General features: G+C 62.1%; 14 protein-coding genes. 10 read left to right on the forward strand and 4 right to left on the reverse strand.

From position 1 onward, the window contains the following. Positions 1-125: 125 nt before the first annotated feature. The 4 genes from sake_RS01425 to sake_RS01440 all read right to left on the reverse strand — a co-directional run bounded on the left by sake_RS01425 (position 126) and on the right by sake_RS01440 (position 3,846). Entirely contained in the window at positions 126-692 is a 567-nt protein-coding gene (locus tag sake_RS01425; RefSeq protein ID WP_178945298.1) for an NADPH-dependent FMN reductase, read from the reverse strand. A gap of 435 nt (positions 693-1,127) precedes the next feature. Then, positions 1,128-1,502: an ester cyclase gene (locus tag sake_RS01430; RefSeq protein WP_197964446.1), complete on the reverse strand. Its 375-nt coding sequence runs from the start codon at positions 1,500-1,502 to the stop codon at positions 1,128-1,130. 96 nt (positions 1,503-1,598) lie between these two features. Then, on the reverse strand, positions 1,599-2,636 hold the full coding sequence (locus sake_RS01435; protein ID WP_178945299.1) for a Gfo/Idh/MocA family oxidoreductase: 1,038 nt from the start codon (positions 2,634-2,636) through the stop codon (positions 1,599-1,601). Position 2,637: 1 nt separating this feature from the next. Beyond that, a complete protein-coding gene (locus tag sake_RS01440; protein WP_178945300.1) occupies positions 2,638-3,846 on the reverse strand; it encodes a Gfo/Idh/MocA family protein in 1,209 nt (402 codons plus the stop codon). A gap of 619 nt (positions 3,847-4,465) precedes the next feature. On the opposite strand from sake_RS01440, the gene sake_RS01445 reads away from it, so the two are divergent. The 10 genes from sake_RS01445 to sake_RS01490 all read left to right on the forward strand — a co-directional run bounded on the left by sake_RS01445 (position 4,466) and on the right by sake_RS01490 (position 16,137). Next, positions 4,466-5,683, forward strand: a complete 1,218-nt coding sequence (locus tag sake_RS01445; RefSeq protein WP_243155718.1) for a glycosyltransferase family 4 protein — start codon at positions 4,466-4,468, stop codon at positions 5,681-5,683. A gap of 2 nt (positions 5,684-5,685) precedes the next feature. After that, complete coding sequence (locus tag sake_RS01450) at positions 5,686-6,738, forward strand: glycosyltransferase family 4 protein (protein ID WP_178945302.1); 1,053 nt, start codon at positions 5,686-5,688, stop codon at positions 6,736-6,738. Continuing rightward, positions 6,728-7,987: a glycosyltransferase gene (locus sake_RS01455; protein ID WP_165000925.1), complete on the forward strand. Its 1,260-nt coding sequence runs from the start codon at positions 6,728-6,730 to the stop codon at positions 7,985-7,987. The genes sake_RS01450 and sake_RS01455 overlap by 11 nt, the downstream gene beginning before the upstream one ends. Further along, complete coding sequence (locus sake_RS01460; protein WP_165000926.1) at positions 7,977-8,870, forward strand: aldo/keto reductase; 894 nt, start codon at positions 7,977-7,979, stop codon at positions 8,868-8,870. The genes sake_RS01455 and sake_RS01460 overlap by 11 nt, the downstream gene beginning before the upstream one ends. Continuing rightward, positions 8,867-10,546: a GMC oxidoreductase gene (locus tag sake_RS01465; protein ID WP_243155719.1), complete on the forward strand. Its 1,680-nt coding sequence runs from the start codon at positions 8,867-8,869 to the stop codon at positions 10,544-10,546. Before sake_RS01460 ends, sake_RS01465 begins: the two co-directional genes overlap by 4 nt. After that, a complete protein-coding gene (locus sake_RS01470; protein ID WP_178945303.1) occupies positions 10,543-11,148 on the forward strand; it encodes a DapH/DapD/GlmU-related protein in 606 nt (201 codons plus the stop codon). Before sake_RS01465 ends, sake_RS01470 begins: the two co-directional genes overlap by 4 nt. A 137-nt stretch (positions 11,149-11,285) precedes the next feature. Beyond that, positions 11,286-12,386, forward strand: coding sequence for a glycosyltransferase (locus tag sake_RS01475; protein ID WP_243155748.1), 1,101 nt, complete (start codon positions 11,286-11,288; stop codon positions 12,384-12,386). Beyond that, entirely contained in the window at positions 12,387-13,745 is a 1,359-nt protein-coding gene (locus sake_RS01480) for a hypothetical protein (protein ID WP_129358521.1), read from the forward strand. A gap of 41 nt (positions 13,746-13,786) precedes the next feature. Beyond that, a complete protein-coding gene (locus sake_RS01485; RefSeq protein ID WP_129358522.1) occupies positions 13,787-14,506 on the forward strand; it encodes a hypothetical protein in 720 nt (239 codons plus the stop codon). Positions 14,507-14,556: 50 nt separating this feature from the next. Continuing rightward, complete coding sequence (locus tag sake_RS01490) at positions 14,557-16,137, forward strand: polysaccharide biosynthesis tyrosine autokinase (protein ID WP_129358523.1); 1,581 nt, start codon at positions 14,557-14,559, stop codon at positions 16,135-16,137. The last annotated feature ends 10 nt before the right edge of the window (positions 16,138-16,147 follow it).

The following is a 16,147-nucleotide window of genomic DNA, read 5'->3' on the forward strand; positions in this document are numbered from 1 at the left end:
GAGGTGGCGGTTTTGTGCGTGATTCACGGTCGAATCTGCACAGAAGTGCCACCTCGGGCAGGGTTGGGCCGCGGGAGCGTAGGGGTGTTACCTTGCGGGGGGGGCTCGTGCGGGCCTTCACGGACCTATTTGTGCGCCTCCACGAGTTGGACGAGGCGGTCCACGTAGTCCCGGAGGAACTCAACCGTTCGCTCGGAAGCGATCTTCCCTTCGTCGTTGAAGAGTGTCGGTGACTGCCCGAGGAAGACTTCGGGTTGGCCGGGGATCGGCATATCGAAGTAGGACAGGGCCAGGCGGAGGTTCTTCTGGGAACTGTAGCCGCCCATGCGGCCGACGGAGTGGCTGATGATCCCGGCGGGCAGGGCCTTCCAGGCGACGTCGCTGTTGGGTTTGGAGCCGATATCGATGGCGTTCTTCAGGCAGGCGGGGATGGTGCGATTGTTCTCCGCGGTGACGAACAAGACGCCATCGGAAGCTTTGATGGTTTCGCGAAAGCGTGTGTACTCAGCTGGGGTGGGCTTCTCGGGGACCTCGGGGTCGTCATAGTCGAAGTCATAGAGGGGCAGGTCGCGGATCTCGACGATCTGCGCGTCGTAGCCTGCGGGGAAGTACGTCATGGCCTCGCGGGCAATCTTGCGTGCGAACGAGCCGCGGCGCAGGCTGCCGATGAGGACGGAGATGTTCTTGGTCACTGGGTGCCTTTCGCTCGTCAGAAGTTGGTTGAATACAGAACTTCAGAAGTCTCGGCCGGAGCCGCGGGTGTCTTCGCCTCAGTTGATGGCGTTGGGGAGGGACCGGAGACAAAGCCAGGGTTCCTGTCAGCTCTAGGGCAGGGCGTTGGTGCTCTCGGGGTTGGCTTCGGTCTGCTCCAGGACACGATGGACCTCCTTGCTCTCGGCTACGACCTGCCCTATCAGCAGCCACCAGATCATGTGCCCGTCGGCGTTAGGCGTGGAGCATCTCGTGGTAAAAGGCAGGCGAATCTTAAATATACGCTATGCCAGTGGTAATAACTACGGCATAGCGAACATTGCCGTGAGGGGGCCCAGAGGGAAAGCTTGGCGGAGTGCGATGAAGGCGCGTGGAGTTACGAGTTTTCGGCATGACGGTGGTTGGTCGCGGTCCGCTCAGCCCTCGGCCGATGCGACCCAGTACTCGCAGAAGCGGCCATCACGAATTCGAAGAATGTCGTTACCGAAAAAGCGTGAAGGTGAGCAGTCCGTCGTGGTTCCGGTCCCGATCCAGCGGGCGGCCACCATATCCGCATCGGCTAGGGGAGCGACCTCGATCTTGAAGCTGAGTTCGGAGAACATGGCCTTGGTCTCCGCGATGAGTTGGGCCAACCCTTCAGGCCCGTGCACGTCCCTCCCGGGCCAATGGCCAACGAATTCATCGGTCACGAGTTGCTTGGCGGCCTCGCTCAGCTGCTCTGCGGAATCGGGCCCGTTCCAGAGGCGGTCGATCCACTCGCGATAGATTTCTTTGGTGTCGGTGTTCATCATGCCCTCCTTTGCGTTCCTCCATACTCACACCACGTCAAGGGGTGGGACCAGGCCCCAGGAAAGACGATCAAGTGGGCGGAAAAAGTCAGGGGTGCCCTACCGCAAGGGCTTGACCTTTTCCGGGCGCCCGCTGTGGAGCGAACGCTGAGCGGCGTCGAGAAGTTCTATGCCGGGCACGCCGGAAGACGGCGGGCTGTCGTTGAGGCCTTCCCCGGCAACCAGGGCCACGAAATCTTGCATCTCCATGACGAATGCGGACGAGAATCTGTCCTGATAACCCTCGAAAGTGTGCTCCGGAGGATGAATCTGCCCGTCGGTATCGATCCGCGTCATCGCCACCCTGTCGACCTCACCGACGGAGTAGGAATTCTCGGTTCCGTGAACGACTGCCCTGACGTCTTGTCCGACTGCATGCCCGCGCATCACGGAAATCGTCGCCGTGAGGCCGGACGAGAACGAAAGCTGGACGGTTGCTGTGTCGAATTGATCGTGATCCCGGTACGACTCGTGTGCGACCGCGGAGCCTGTCGCGTACACGGTGGTCGCCTGTTCGCCCACGAGCCATGGCACGAGGTCGAATCCGTGGGCCATCATGTCCGCGAAGATTCCCCCGGAGCCCGCGAGGCCTTCGGGGTCGGCTGCGTACTTGTCATGATCGACGCTGAAGACCGCACGCAGTTTTCCGGCCTGCCCGGCGTCCAACAGGCCCTTGAGGGCTCTGTACTCCTTGCTGTGCCGGCGGTGGAAACCCACCATGACTTTGTCATCCGCACCGGCCGCCGTGATGCCTTCCAGCAGGTCGGCGTATTCCTGTGCCGAAGTCGCCAGCGGTTTCTCGACGAAGACGGGCAGGCCCATCCGCACGGCATGTGCCACCAATTGCGGATGAGTCGAGCCGGGCGTGGTGATGACGACGCCGTCAGCAGCGTTGAGGGCCGAGTCCGCATCGGTGGTCGTGGTCAGACGTACCCCCGCACCTGCGGCCCTGGCGCGCTCCGTCACCTTCTCCGCGTGCTCGGAAACGCGAGCAGCATCTCGTCCCACCAGCTCGACTTCGGTAACACCTTCCGTGGTCATCAGATTGGCCGCGTGCATCTGGCCGATCGTCCCGGCCCCCATCACTGCGATTCTCATATCAGTGGACCTTCACTTCCGCGCCGGATTTGTCTGCTGACTCCGCGATGGCCTGGATGATCTGCAACGTGTGGAGGCCCTCGGCGAAGGAGCCGCACGGCGCCAGCCGGCTCGACGTCCCGGAGACCTGCTCGAGGAACGCACGGGCCTGGATCGCGAAGTTGTCGTTGTAATTCCAGCCAACTCCGGGAGCGTCCATTGCGCAAGAGTTCGCGTACAAGGGTGTGTCAGAGTTCAGGATCACGCGGCGCTGCCCACGGGTGTCGGGGCTGGCCTGGGCGTCGTCATACATGAACTCTGCGGGCTTGGTGATATCGAAGGAGGCCTGAGCTTGCGGGCCGACCACGTGGTAGGTCTGCAAATTCGGTGTTCCGAAGGCGACGCGGGAGATGGTGTACGTGCCTATCGCGCCGTTGGCGAAGGTGCAGGTGAAGGTCAGGAAGTCTTCGTTTTCGACCGGTTCGACCTCGTCCGAGACCTCTACGTGGCCGTGGCCGACCACTGTACCCAGCGGAAGGTGCCTCTGTTTGTAGATCGTGTTCATGAAGGCGCCACGGACGGACGTCACGGGACCGTTGATGTACTCGCCCGTGTCGATCACGTGCGATCCGAGATCGCCCAAGGCGCCCGATCCGGGGCCGCCCTTGTAGCGCCACGACATGGGAGCCTTTTCGTCACACGAGTAATCGCACAGGTAAGTGGAGATGAAGTTGGTGACCGGGCCGAATTCGCCCGAGTCGACTTTCTGCTTGACGGCGTTCAGTGCGGGCATTCGGCGGACCGTGTACCCGACCGAGGTGACGAGCGGACGACCGAAGCGGTCGGTCTTCTGTCCGTATTCTTTCTCCAGCTCGACCATCGCTTCGGCATCGTCGAGTGTTCCGGCAAGAGGTTTCTCGCAGAGCACGTGCTTACCGGCCTCCAGCAGCCCTTTCGCAATGCGAAGGTGTAATGCGTTCCCGACGACGACGCTCACGGCGTCGATCTCCGGGTCCTCGGCGACCTCGGTCCAGTCCGAATAGGTCTTGTCGAATCCATAGCGACGCGCGGTGTCCTGGCCCAACTCGACGTTCATGTCTGCCACCGCCGCAAGGTGGATGTCCGGGAACTGGGCGTCGAAGACGGAGCCCGCCTGCCGATATCCGTAGGCGTGCGCGCGACCAGCCATTCCTGCACCGATGACCGCGACTGAGAGCTTCTGATGGCTCATGGATCCCCCTTAAGCCTAATGACAGTTTGTCAGGACAAGTATTCTGAGTTCCAGATCACAGGTCAAGGGGTCGGGCGCATAGTTTTGAGGGCCGTCATGGATGAGTTGACCTCTCTGGCTGGCGACGACTCGTTCTTCCGCGTTCTGCGCGACATGGGTCAGAAGTTCGTAGCACGAGTGCTCTCTCCGGCAGGGGCAACCCTCGGGATCGCTGAGGGGACCATGGCGAGAATTCCCGCTTTCAGCGGGGGGGGGGGGCAAAAACGGGGGCGTCGCGTCTGCCCTCTTCCCTCGATCGTGGGGGAGTTTTTCGATTCGCGCGGGGCCTTCCATCGGGTGCCCCTTTGGGGTGAAGTAAAACACATTGTGTGACTTCGATTCGTTCCTGCGAAGTTTGTGGAAACCATCTTTGTTTTACATAGTCAGCGCACCATTTTGCTTCTCTTTGAGGATCCTGGAGTCAAAGCGCGGTACCGTCTGCATAGTCACTATGCCCCTTCGTGCGGCCCTCGCTGTATGTAAGATTGTCCTGGAATTTGATTTCCCGTCGTGTTGCCGCAGGTGGGAAATCTGTTGTCACCATGTGACCGTGACGTTAATACTTTTTGAGGTGGGGGCCTTGAATTTTATTGTCGGGCATAACCGGGACCGTGATTCGTATCAGGTTCCGGCCGCGCTTGCCGAAGTGTCCGCGCTGGAGACTTTCGTCACCGACTACTACGAGGGCCGCGGATTCTCCGTGCCTACGCTGAGCCATCGCCGCACCCCGCTCATCGATGCGTCCCGGGTTCGGCAGTCCTGGGGTGCCTTCGCTGCTCAGCTGCCGTACGAGGTCAAGCGGCGGATCAAGAGGTCGGTCGACTTCCCGACGGTCGCGGTCGAATCCCGCCTGGGTGCGACGATTGCCCGGGTGGCCGCGCAGAAGCCCGAGGCGGATCTTTTGTTGTACTCCGGCTCGGCACTCCAAGCATTCCAAGGCCCCTCCACGGGCCGCCGTATTCTGTTCCAGTATCAGGTCTCCCCTCAGTTCATCGTCGACACTCTCTCCACGGTCGATGATCTTCAAGGTGTGCGTCCCTGGCTGCGCGAGGCAGAAGAGCTGGACCCGGGGATGCAGGAGCAACACGTTGCAGAGGTAAATCTGGCGGACAGCGCCGTCTGCGCATCGTCTTTCACCAAGAGAGGGCTAATCGCCCAGGGGATGGACCCCGAAAACATTACGGTTGCCCCCTACGGCGGGCCTCGACCGGAGCGTATCCCGGAGGATGCCGCAGCCGGCCCCACCTGTTCCATGCTTTTCGTGGGTCAGGGCATCGCTCGCAAAGGGCTTCATATCCTGGTCGAGGCGTGGCGCAGGGCAGCTCTGAAGAATGCGACCCTGACTCTGGTCACATCGCGCCATGATCCGGAGATCGAGGACTTTGCGCGGGGCGTTCCCAATATCAACTTCGTCGGGCGCCATTCCAAACAGGAAGTGCTTGCCCGGATGCGGACGGCCGACACTTTGTTGCTCCCGTCGATTGCCGAAGGATTCGGTCTGGTGCTGAGTGAGGCTTTGTCCCAAGGGTGCCGCTTGCTCGCCAGCTTCAATACCGGACTAGTGGACATGGAACTTCCGGAGAATCTTGGGGTTGTGGTCGAGCCCGGATCCGTCGACTCCCTGGTTGAGGGACTTCAACGGATAGCGGACACCTATGAGCCTCGGAGATCCTATCGGGACCTCGTCTTCGATCATTCGGAGAGGCTCTCCTGGGCCGGTTTTCGGAGGAAAGTCCGTCAGGGCGCTGGGTTGCCTACTGAGATCGGCGAAACTGCGCGGCTCGAGGAGGGAGAATAGCCATGCGTGTGGTCATCATGGTCCATCGATTTCATCCAGACTTCGGCGGGGTCGAAGTGACGGCAGAGCTTCTGGCCAGGGGGTTCGTCGAGCGCCACCAGGCCGAGGTCGTTGTCGTCACGCATACTCGCGAGACCGAGCCGCACAAAGAATTTCCGTTCACCGTGTTGCGTGCGCCCACTCCGTTGCAGCTGTGGAAAGCCGTCGCCGGAGCGGACGTCGTGTTCCACAACAACCCGTGCATGCAGTTCTACTGGCCCCAGCTGTTCCTTCGGAAGCCGTGGCTCGTGGTTCTGCGTACCTGGATAACACTCCCCGGTGAGAAATTCGGACCACTGAACACGATCAAGTACTGGCTCAAGTATCGGCTCGTGGAGAGGGCCGACACGTTGGTGTCGAATTCTAACGCGCTTGCCGGCCACGTTCGCGGCGACGTCGAGGTCATCTACAACAGTTTCCGGGAAGACATCTTCCGTGTCACCAATACGGATCCCAGGGATCCGTCTTCGCTCGTCTACTTGGGAAGGCTGAGCGGGGACAAGGGGGTCGATCTCTTGCTCCAAGCCGTCAAGAACCTCAAAGACAAGGGACTTTCTCCCCGGCTCAGCGTTATTGGAGACGGTGACTACCGAGCGGAGATCGAGACTCTGGTCAGCGAGCTAGGACTCCGCGAGGACGTCACTCTCCTTGGTGCCATGAAGGGTGCGGAAATCTGCGAAGAACTCAACCGCCACGAGATTGCCGTTGTGCCTTCGAGATTTCCCGAGCCCTTTGGGACGGTCGCGCTCGAGAATGCGGCATCCGGATGCGTCACTCTCGTTGCCGACCACGGCGGTCTGCCAGAAGCCATTGGGGACGCGGGGGCACGATTCCGCCCCAATGATGTCGATTCCCTGACGGATGAGCTCGAGCGGTTGATGACCGACGATGAATACCGCGCATCGATCAGGGCTCGTGTTCCGGCGCACGTGCAGAAGTACAGTGTCGCCGCTTTCGTGGACAATTTCTATGACGCCGTGGAGCGTACGGCTCGGAAGGCGCGCCGTGGCAGATAGGGCTGAGCCACGCAGAATCCTTCTCCTGGCCGTCCGGGATGTCACCGGGGTTCGGACGGGGCGCATCGCGGTTCTCGAATCCGCCGTCCGCGGTCTGCAACGGCACGGGCACCACGTCGACGTCCTCGCCATCACTCACGAGGATGGACCCGCCGCATGGCTGGGATGCGAGGTCCGTAGGGTTCATCCCCCGCGCCTCGGCGCACTCGCCGCGCTCGTGCCTTGCGCTCTTCTCAGGGGCCGGTCCCTCAATGAGGCGTTGTTCAGTGGCCGGGCACTGATTCACAAGGTTCGGGAGATCGCCCGAGAGCTGAACAGCGATGTCGTCGTCGGGGACGGTCTGAGGGCGTGGGATCTGGCACGAACCGTGGGGCTGCCCGTGGTCATGCACCTGGACGACCTCCTCTCCGAGCGATATTCCTCCAAAACCTTCCGCGACAACAACGATTCCGTCCTGGGGTATTTCGGGGATCGGATTCCTCGCCTCGCGCGTCCCGGGGTCGAGGCCGTGGCCAAGTGCCTGCTCGGTGTTGAAGCGAAACTGGCTCGCAGGCGTGAGGACGCGATTGCTCGTGAAGCCAGCGTTGTGGCATTGACCAGCCATGACGAAGCGCAGCGTCTGTCGCTCAGGGTGGGACGAGAAGTGCTGGGGATCCCCATGGCGGTGGAGCAAGGGCGACTCTGCTCGCCTGATCAGGCTGCTGCCGGAACCCTGACGTTCCTGGGAGTCCTGCATTACGGACCCAATATTGCGGCATTGCGCTACATCAGGGACGAGCTGGTGCCCGAATTGGAGAGGCGGGGCCGGCGGGTGCAGATTCGCGTCATCGGAAAGGCGAGCCGGGAACAGATTCAGGAGTTCGCCGGCGCACCCTTCGAGTTCTTGGGGTATGTGGAGGACCTTCCGACCGAGATGTCGGTGAGCCGTATGCTCATCTCGCCGATCCAGGCAGGGACAGGGGTCAAGACCAAGGTCCTCGATGCGCTGAGCATCGGCCTACCCGTAGTGGCGACCACGATGGGCGTGGCGGGCATCCCAGTGCGGAACGGCGTCAGCGCGTTGATCGCGGACACGGCGACCGGCCTGGCCGACGCAGTCGAGGACCTCCTGGATTATCCCGAACGAGCACGCGATATCGGACGGGCCGGATATGACGTACTTGGAACGAGCATGGCACCTGAACACATTTACAACGCCTGGGGAGCGGCCGTCGAACAGGCCGTTGGTGAGGAGTGCCATGCGCACTGACCTTTTGGAGTATGGACGACTGGGCGAATTCGAGAGTACGCCTCTCGGCGTGGGAACCGCACGGCTCGGCGCTTTCTGGCAGAAGCGTGGAATCTCGGAGGGCACGGCCGCCTTGAGCCAGGCACTCGACCTGGGTATCGGTTTGGTGGACACGGCGGATGTCTACGCACGGGGGATCAGCGAGAGGATCGTCGGACGCGTGGTGAGGACCCGGCCGAGCACGGTGGTCATGACCAAGGTCGGTCTCCTCAAGACCCCCATCGGTCTGGCCTCCGCGGCCTTCGGCGGGGAACACCGTCCGGATCTCCGCGGCTTGCGAGCTGCTGGTCGTGCGGACACCTGTTTCTCCCCGAAATACCTGCGCGCGGCGGCCCATCGGTGTCTGAAGCGACAGGGCAGGGACGCACTGGATGTCCTGCTTCTGCACGAACCCCGTGCTGCAGATCTACGGCGCGACGACGTCGTCCGTGAACTGAATCGCATGAAGCAGTCCGGGATGGTCCGGGCATGGGGAGCATCCGTGCGGGATGCCGATGCCGCTCGGGCACTGCTGGAGGCACCGGGTGCTACCTGGCTCCAGATCCCGGTCAACCTCGGCGACACTTCAACCCTCGAAGCAGTGCGGTCCCACCCGGAACAGGAGCGGGTCACAACCGTCGGGATCGCGGTACTCGGTGACGGAACGCTCATGCGCCGAGCCGCAGCGGCCGGCATGGACGGCTCGCGAATTGTCGCCGCGCTGGCCGAAGGAGTTCACGGGATGGACGGCGTGGATGCGGTTCTGCTCGGTATGAGCAACCCGCGGCACGTCAGGGACAACGTGGGCGCCATCATGCGGGGAGCGCTGGAGGAAGACATGAGACACCTGGAGGAGACGCTGTGAAAACAACAATGTCGAAGAATCAGCTGACGGACGCACGGGACCTGCCCGCGGGAGCCCGTCTGTCCGCCACGGTCCTGGTGGTCGGCACCGGTCCCGCCGGAGCGACCGTGGCTCGGGAGCTGGCACCGACCGGCGTCGACATTCTGATGCTCGAAGGCGGTGACGTGCGCGGATCCGCCGAGGCGGACGACACCCTCAAGGGCGAGGCATCGTCCCAAGCCGTCGAACCGTTGGAGAAGGCGCGAACCAAGAGGCTCGGTGGAGCATCGATGCAATGGGGCGGTCGAACCTACCCGTTCGACCAGCTGGATTTCGAGGAGCGGCGCCACGAAGATTTCTCGACCGAGGCATGGCCGGTCACCCGGGATCAGATGCTTCCCTACTACCGCCGCGCGGCCCAGGCCCTTGATCTGCGATCCTTCGAATGGACCGGGGCGCAGGCCATCCCCGGGGACCCCGAGGACCTGATCGGCCCTTCGAAGACCATCAACTCGAAGGCCGTGTGGCGGTGGTCGCCGCCCATTCGCTTCGCCGGAGCCCTCAGCAAGGATCTTGCCTCCTACCCGAACATTCGCGTCATGCACCACGCGAACGTGACCCACGTGGTGCAGAATCCTGAAACCGGCGTCATTGATCGTGTCGAGGGCCAGACACAACCGGGCCGGCATTTCACTGCGAGGGGCACGCACGTGGTCATCGCCGCGGGTGGCCTGGAGACCGCCCGCATTCTCCTGAACTCTGGGATTCGGGACGATCACGACCAGATCGGCCGTCATTACATGATCCACCCGATTGCCGAAGTCGGTGAGCTCCGGGTCAGGGATCCCAAGGCCGTCGGACACTCGGTGACCCCGACCAAGAGCCACGACGGTGTGTGGGTCCGCCGCCTGCTGCAGCTCGAGGAGCAGGTTCGGCGCGAACAGGGTCTTCTCAACATGGGGTTTGCCGTGTGGTACCAGGATCCCCGGACTCCCGACCACGGCGACCCGCTCCTGTCTTCGTTCGCGCTGGTCCGCAAACTGCTCACGATGACCGGTGGGTTCAAGGGCACGGGTATGCACCGCAGGTACGCCAACCTCGAGGATCCTCGCGGGCACGTGCTCAATGTCCTCAGAGGGCTTCCTGCGATCGGTGCCTTCGGTATGCGGTGGGTTCGGGACAGGATTCTCGATCCACGCACCCTGCCCATGTTCTCGCGCTACTCGAAACAAGGCGTCTACCGTATCCGGTTCGACGCCGAGCAATCGCCCGACCCGGAACAGCGCGTGGTTCTGTCCACGACGGAAAAGGATGCCTTTGGGGTGCCGCGCCTCGATGTCCGCCACCGGGTTTCCGACGCCGACCGCCGCAACTACCACCGGTCCCTGGAGATCCTGGCCCAAGGGATCAAGGAGTCCGGGTGGGGAGCGTATACCCCGCCGACCCTCGAAGACATGCTCGGGATGACTCTCGTGGACGCGACCCATCAGATGGGCCTGGTGCGCATGGGGTCCGATCCCACGCGTTCGGTCGTGGACTCGAATCTGCGCGTGTGGTCTTCCCCGAACCTCTATCTGGCGACCACTGGAACCTTCCCGACCGCCGGCATGGCGGGTCCGACGCTCACGGATGTGGCCCTGTCCATCCGACTGGCCGACCACCTGGCCCGAAAACTGCAACAGGAGGCCGACCGATGAAGGACCTGACGGGTTTTCAAGGGTACGGCTACGACAAGGGTCGGCCCAAAGCAGTTCAGGCCTTGTGGTTGACCGTGCAGGGCGCGTTACTCCAGCGGTGGTGGTGCCCTCCGAAAATCCGCACCGCCGTACTGCGTGCCTTCGGAGCAAGGATCGAGGAGAACGTTCTCATTCGTCACGGGGTGACCATTCATTGGCCGTGGAAACTGCATATCAAGAAGAATTCATGGGTCGGTGTCGGAACGTGGATTCTGAATCTCGAACCGGTCACGATTGGCGAAAACACGTGCCTCAGCCAGGACACCTTTTTGTGTACTGGATCACACCAATTCGATCACCCGAATTTCGAGTTCGACAACGGGCCGATCACCGTTGGCGACCGTTGCTGGATTGCAGCCAGGGCCACGGTACTGCGCGGTGTCGAGATCGGCGACGACTCACTGGTCGGGGCTCAGGCGCTGGTTGCGAAGTCGGTGCCCGCGGGCTCCACAGTGCTGGCACCCCTGGGCAGGATTGTGGCCGGAAAGGGTGAGGACGCGGAGTCGCTTTCTCCCCAGGATGTGGTTCGATCAAGGGTCACCGGGCAGGATTCTCTGGGCTGACTAGATCTTTTGTTGACAATATCGAGCTGTTATAAAATTTTCGGCGAATATTTCGTTGACCCGACTTGGGGGAACATTCGAGACAGCGAATATCGGGTTCTGGGGGGAACGATTTGAGAATTCTTCACGTGGTTACGATGGTTGACCCTCATGGTTCGCTGGGCGGACCCCTGCGGGTGTCCTGCAATCAGCTCTCGGAGCTGAAAGAACAGGGGCATGACGTTCTCCTTCTTGCCGCCGCGGAAGGCTACCGGGGCGACATGCCCGACGAATACTGCGGTATCCCCGTGAAGCTGTTCCCGGCCCGGCGCCTGATGCGGGAGAGCTTCGCTGGCGTGACCTCTCCCCAGTTGTTCCTGTGGCTCGCGAAGCACGGCCGCTCCTTCGACGTCGCCCACATCCATATGGCGCGTGACCTCGTGACGTTGCCCGCCGCGAGACTCCTCCAAACCCTCCGGGTGCCGACTGTCCTGCAGACCCACGGGATGATTGATCCGAGTTCCCAGAAGCTGGCCAAGCCCTTGGACGCCTTCATGACGCGACCGGCATTCAATGCAGCGAAAAAGATCCTGGCGCTCACGAACGCAGAGACCGAAGACCTTTGTGCTGTTGATTCCCGGCTCACGTCCGATTCTGTTGAGGTGGTCCGCAACGGCGTCCCCATGGCTCCTGTCAGAGCCCGGCCTGAGCGCCCGTCTCCCGATGTCCTGTTTCTTGCCCGTGTCCAGGAGCGCAAGCGTCCGCTTGTTTTCGTCGAAGCAGCCCAGCGCTTGGCGCCTCGGCATCCTGACGCGACCTTCACCCTTGTCGGACCGGATGAGGGCGAAGGCGATGCGGTCCGGGCCCGGCTCAGGTCCGATGACGCCGCGGGGCGCATCCGATGGGTCGGATCCCTTCCCGCCCACCAGACCCTCGATCGCATGGCCGAATCGGCGGTCTACGTACTTCCGTCCCGCAATGAGCCCTTCGGGATGACGGTTCTGGAAGCAATGAGCGCCGGTCTGCCCGTCGTCGTCATAGAGGACTGCGGGCTGGCACACGAGGTCCGGTCTTCCGGGGGCGGTCTGGTCGCCGGATACGGTCCGGACGAGCTCGTCGACGTGATCGACCGTCTGCTAGACAGCCCCGAGGATCGCCGGCGCATGGGGGCCGCGGGAAGAGCATTCGTAGCCGATCACGCGACCATGGAGCGCATCGCCCAACAACTCGCTCACCTGTACGAGGGCGTGGCTGCCTGAATGATGCTCACCCTGCTCCTTATGGGAGCCTCCCTCGTCTTCGCGTTGCTGTTCGCCTCCCGGCCCCTGATTCTCCTCTCGGCCCCGATCCTGGTACGCCTGTTCCTCCCGGCGTACCAGGCCAGCGAATGGTTCAACGGGCTGCACCCCGCCGGATACATGGTCATGGCATCGGCACTCGTCCAGACCATTTTCTACTGGCCCCGGGTGAAGAAGGTTTTGCGGTCTTCGTACCTCGAGATTGCCGTCTTCCTCCTGTTTTGTGCCCTGATCATGGCCAACGTGCTGTCGATCTTTAACTCGTTCACGGGCAGCCTGATCAACATCGCGGTCGTCTATCTTCCGCCCTTCGTGCTGTACCTGATGTTCAAGATGGTTATCTTCAGATCGGGATTCGAGGGTTTGCGCAAGGTCGCCTGGGCCATGCACCTGGCGATGCTGGTGCAGATGTACCTGGCTATTCAGCAGAACATCACCGGACACATTATCGTCTTCGAGGAGACCGCCAAGTCGGCTCTGTGGCAACTGCAAGGAATTGACGAGATCGGTCGCAGCCAGGGATTCGTGGAGACGGGACTGGACTTCACCGCGCTCTGCGCCTTCATGGTTGCCCTGACCTACTTCATCCGGAATCCCATCCTTCGATGGGCGTTCATCGGCCTGTATCTGTACGGCGCCCTGCTCGGCAACGGTCGGGCGTCCATGCTCGCCGCCGTGATTACGGCCGTGGCGGTGATCCTTGCAGGGAAGGACCGGATCCTGACGAAGCTCGTGGGGCTCGTCCTTATGGTCGGAACCTTTGTCTGGATGTTGGGAACCGAGGTCGGCCAGGCCTTGACCACGAAGATCGAGGATGACGGTGGGTCCTCCGAACTTCGGAAGCAAGCTTACGTGTGGGCCGAAAGCCACTGGCACCTCTTCACGTTCACGGGATACCCGGGCAACCGCGACTTCCGTGGATCGGGGGTCCTGGGTTCCTCCCTTGAGAACGCGTACCTGATAGTGGGTGCCGACTATGGCCTCATCACCGCGGCGGTGCTGCTGGTGCTCCAGATCTTCCTGGCCGTGAGGAATATGCGGAATGCGGCCGGCGTGGTCATGGTGCTCGGCGCGCTGGACATGATCGCCAATAACCTGACCAACAGCGGATTCACCTCGAACCAGGTGGGCGCCTACCTGACCTGGATCGCGCTGGGTTTCGCGACGATTGGTAAACACTACACCGACTACGGGTATGCAGGCCCTCGCCCGGGCTTCTTTTCCGGGCGTCGAAAAGCCAGATCAGCGCCTGGAGACGCCGTCATGGAGCGGATACCGTCGCACCGCGCTTTGGCGGTGGGGAAGCCGGGACATGCTTAGCGTCCCTCATCCGTCCTTTCGCAGAATCACGGAGAATTTCGATGTTTAGTCCTTGGCACAAAAAACCTGACGGTCTTTCGACCCCTGAGGTCAACCAGGTAGAACCTGCACCGACCGAACCTGCAGCAGCCGTGCCCACGCCTTCCGCCTCTGGCTCCCCGGAACCGCGGGCGGAGGCGGAAGCCGTTCCATTGGGATTCAGGGTCTACTTCGTGTGCACCGGAAATCTCTGCCGGTCTGCTCTGGCCATGGGATATTTCAACGACGTCACAGGAGACATTCCCGTGCGAGCAGAATCCGGGGGAACGGGGGTCAACCCGGAGATCGAAGTGCCCCAAGAGATCCTGGACATCGCCTCCTCCCGTGGATTCGATCTGTCCGCACACCGACCACGGGCCTTCACCGTGCACGGAATCAACGAGGCAGATCTGGTGCTGACCGCGACCACCGAGCAGCGATCCGCGGTTCTGTCCGCGACTCCAAGGGCGCTGAAAAAGACCTTCACGCTTAAGGAATTCGCGCGGTTGGCAGAGCTCGTCGAGTGGGAACCCGTGGATTCCTTCGGTTCCGCGGAGAACCTCGTCCAGAAGTGCTCCGCGTTCGTTGCGGAGGCCTCCTCCCGCCGCTCCCAGGTCGGTCGGGACGCGGAGGCCGACCTGGACATCGTCGACCCCTATCTCCAGGACGTGGCGGTCTACCGCCAAACCGGGGAAGAGGTTTTCGTGGCCATCGATCAGTTCCTGCGAAAGATGTTCCGCTGAGGCGCTGCGAAGAGCGGGAACCACAAAACGTATTGGAGAGACAAGTAGGTATGGGCGAGAAGAACCCAGTATTGATCGATGGAACCGCGTCGGAAAAGAGTTCGGGGCTGGTTCAGGCGTTTGTGCGCACTGTTCGCCGCCGCTGGTACTTTCTGGTGATCGGTGTGGTCGTCGGTGCGTTGATGGGCGTCGGCGTTTCGGCCCTCCAGCCGCGCGTCTACGCGGCCGACGCTACGGGGATTGTCACTACCGACAACAACAACAGCATTGGTCTGGCCTCGACCACGGACACCCTTGCCAAGTCGAAGGCGACCCAGTACAAGAGTCTCGCGACCTCCCGCGGTGTGGCCGAGGACGCCATCCGGTCCACCGGATTCGACCTCACGCCGCAGCAGGCGCTCGGCATGGTTTCGGTCGCCGTCCCGCTGGACACGGCGCAGATCCAGGTCACGGTTCGGTCCCAGGACCCTGACAGCGCTCGGGAACTCGCGGATGCGTGGATCGAGGCCCTGTCCACGAACGTCGAACGGGTCGAGACTGGGGGCAACTCGGCCGCGCCCACAAAGTCCCCTGACTCCGAGGGGTCGGAGGAGTCCCAGTCTGACCTGGCCGACTCGGTTCTGAAACTCATCGAATACGTGCAGGCCGAGACGCCGACCTCGCCCGTGTCCCCGAACGTGAAGTTGAACGCTGCGCTGGGTGCGTTGGTTCTGCTTGTCGTGGTTCTGCTTCTGCTCCTGCTGCAGGCTTTCCGGGACCGGAGTATCCGTTCGGTCGAGATTCTTCGAGAGGTCATGGGCAATTCCCCCTTGCTGGGCACCGTGCCGTTGTCCGATTCGCTGAGCGAATCGCGATTGATCCCACCTGAGTCCTTGGGCGCCCAAGCGCATCGGCGTGACTTCAGCGTGGTGGAGTCTTTCAAAGAGATCCGGACCAATCTGCAATTCATGAATCCGGACCGGCCTCCCCGGCGGTTCGTGGTGACCTCCTGCCTTCCCGAGGACGGGAAGTCGACCGTGGCGGACAACCTCGCTATTGCCCTCGCCCAGGGCGGGGACCCGGTCTACCTCGTGGATGCGGATCTGCGGCGTCCCACGGTTGCCAAGAGGTTCGGTCTGATCACGGATGTCGGGCTGACCGACGTCATCATCGGCCGGGCCGAGATGGACGACGTCATCCAGGAAGTGCACACGTATCCGAACCTGTTCGTCCTGGCGGCGGGGCACATTCCGCCGAATCCCTCGGAGATCCTCGCTTCGGAACGCTTCTCAACCATGATCGATCGGCTGGCCGAGAAGGGCACGGTCATCATGGATGCTCCGCCGTTGCTCCCGGTCAGCGACTCGGCAATCATTGCCACCAAATTCGACGGAGCCCTGGTTGTCGTCGAGGCCGGCGGTACCACGCGCGATCAGCTCGGAAAGTCGTTGCAGAACCTCGAACAGATCAACGCACAGTTGTTGGGCACGGTGCTGAACAAGGTGCCCACGCGGGGCAGCGAGGCCGGCTACTACAGCTACTACGGAAAGAACTACTACTACGAGGCCGAGAACGAGTCCTCGCGGAGCGGAAAGCGTTCTCGGAAGAAGGGTTCAGGTCGGAAGACTGGAAAGGCAAAGAGCGGCCTCTGACGTCGCCCAG

The organism is Kocuria sp. TGY1127_2 (assembly GCF_013394385.1).
In the GTDB taxonomy this organism is placed as follows: Bacteria; Actinomycetota; Actinomycetes; order Actinomycetales; family Micrococcaceae; genus Rothia.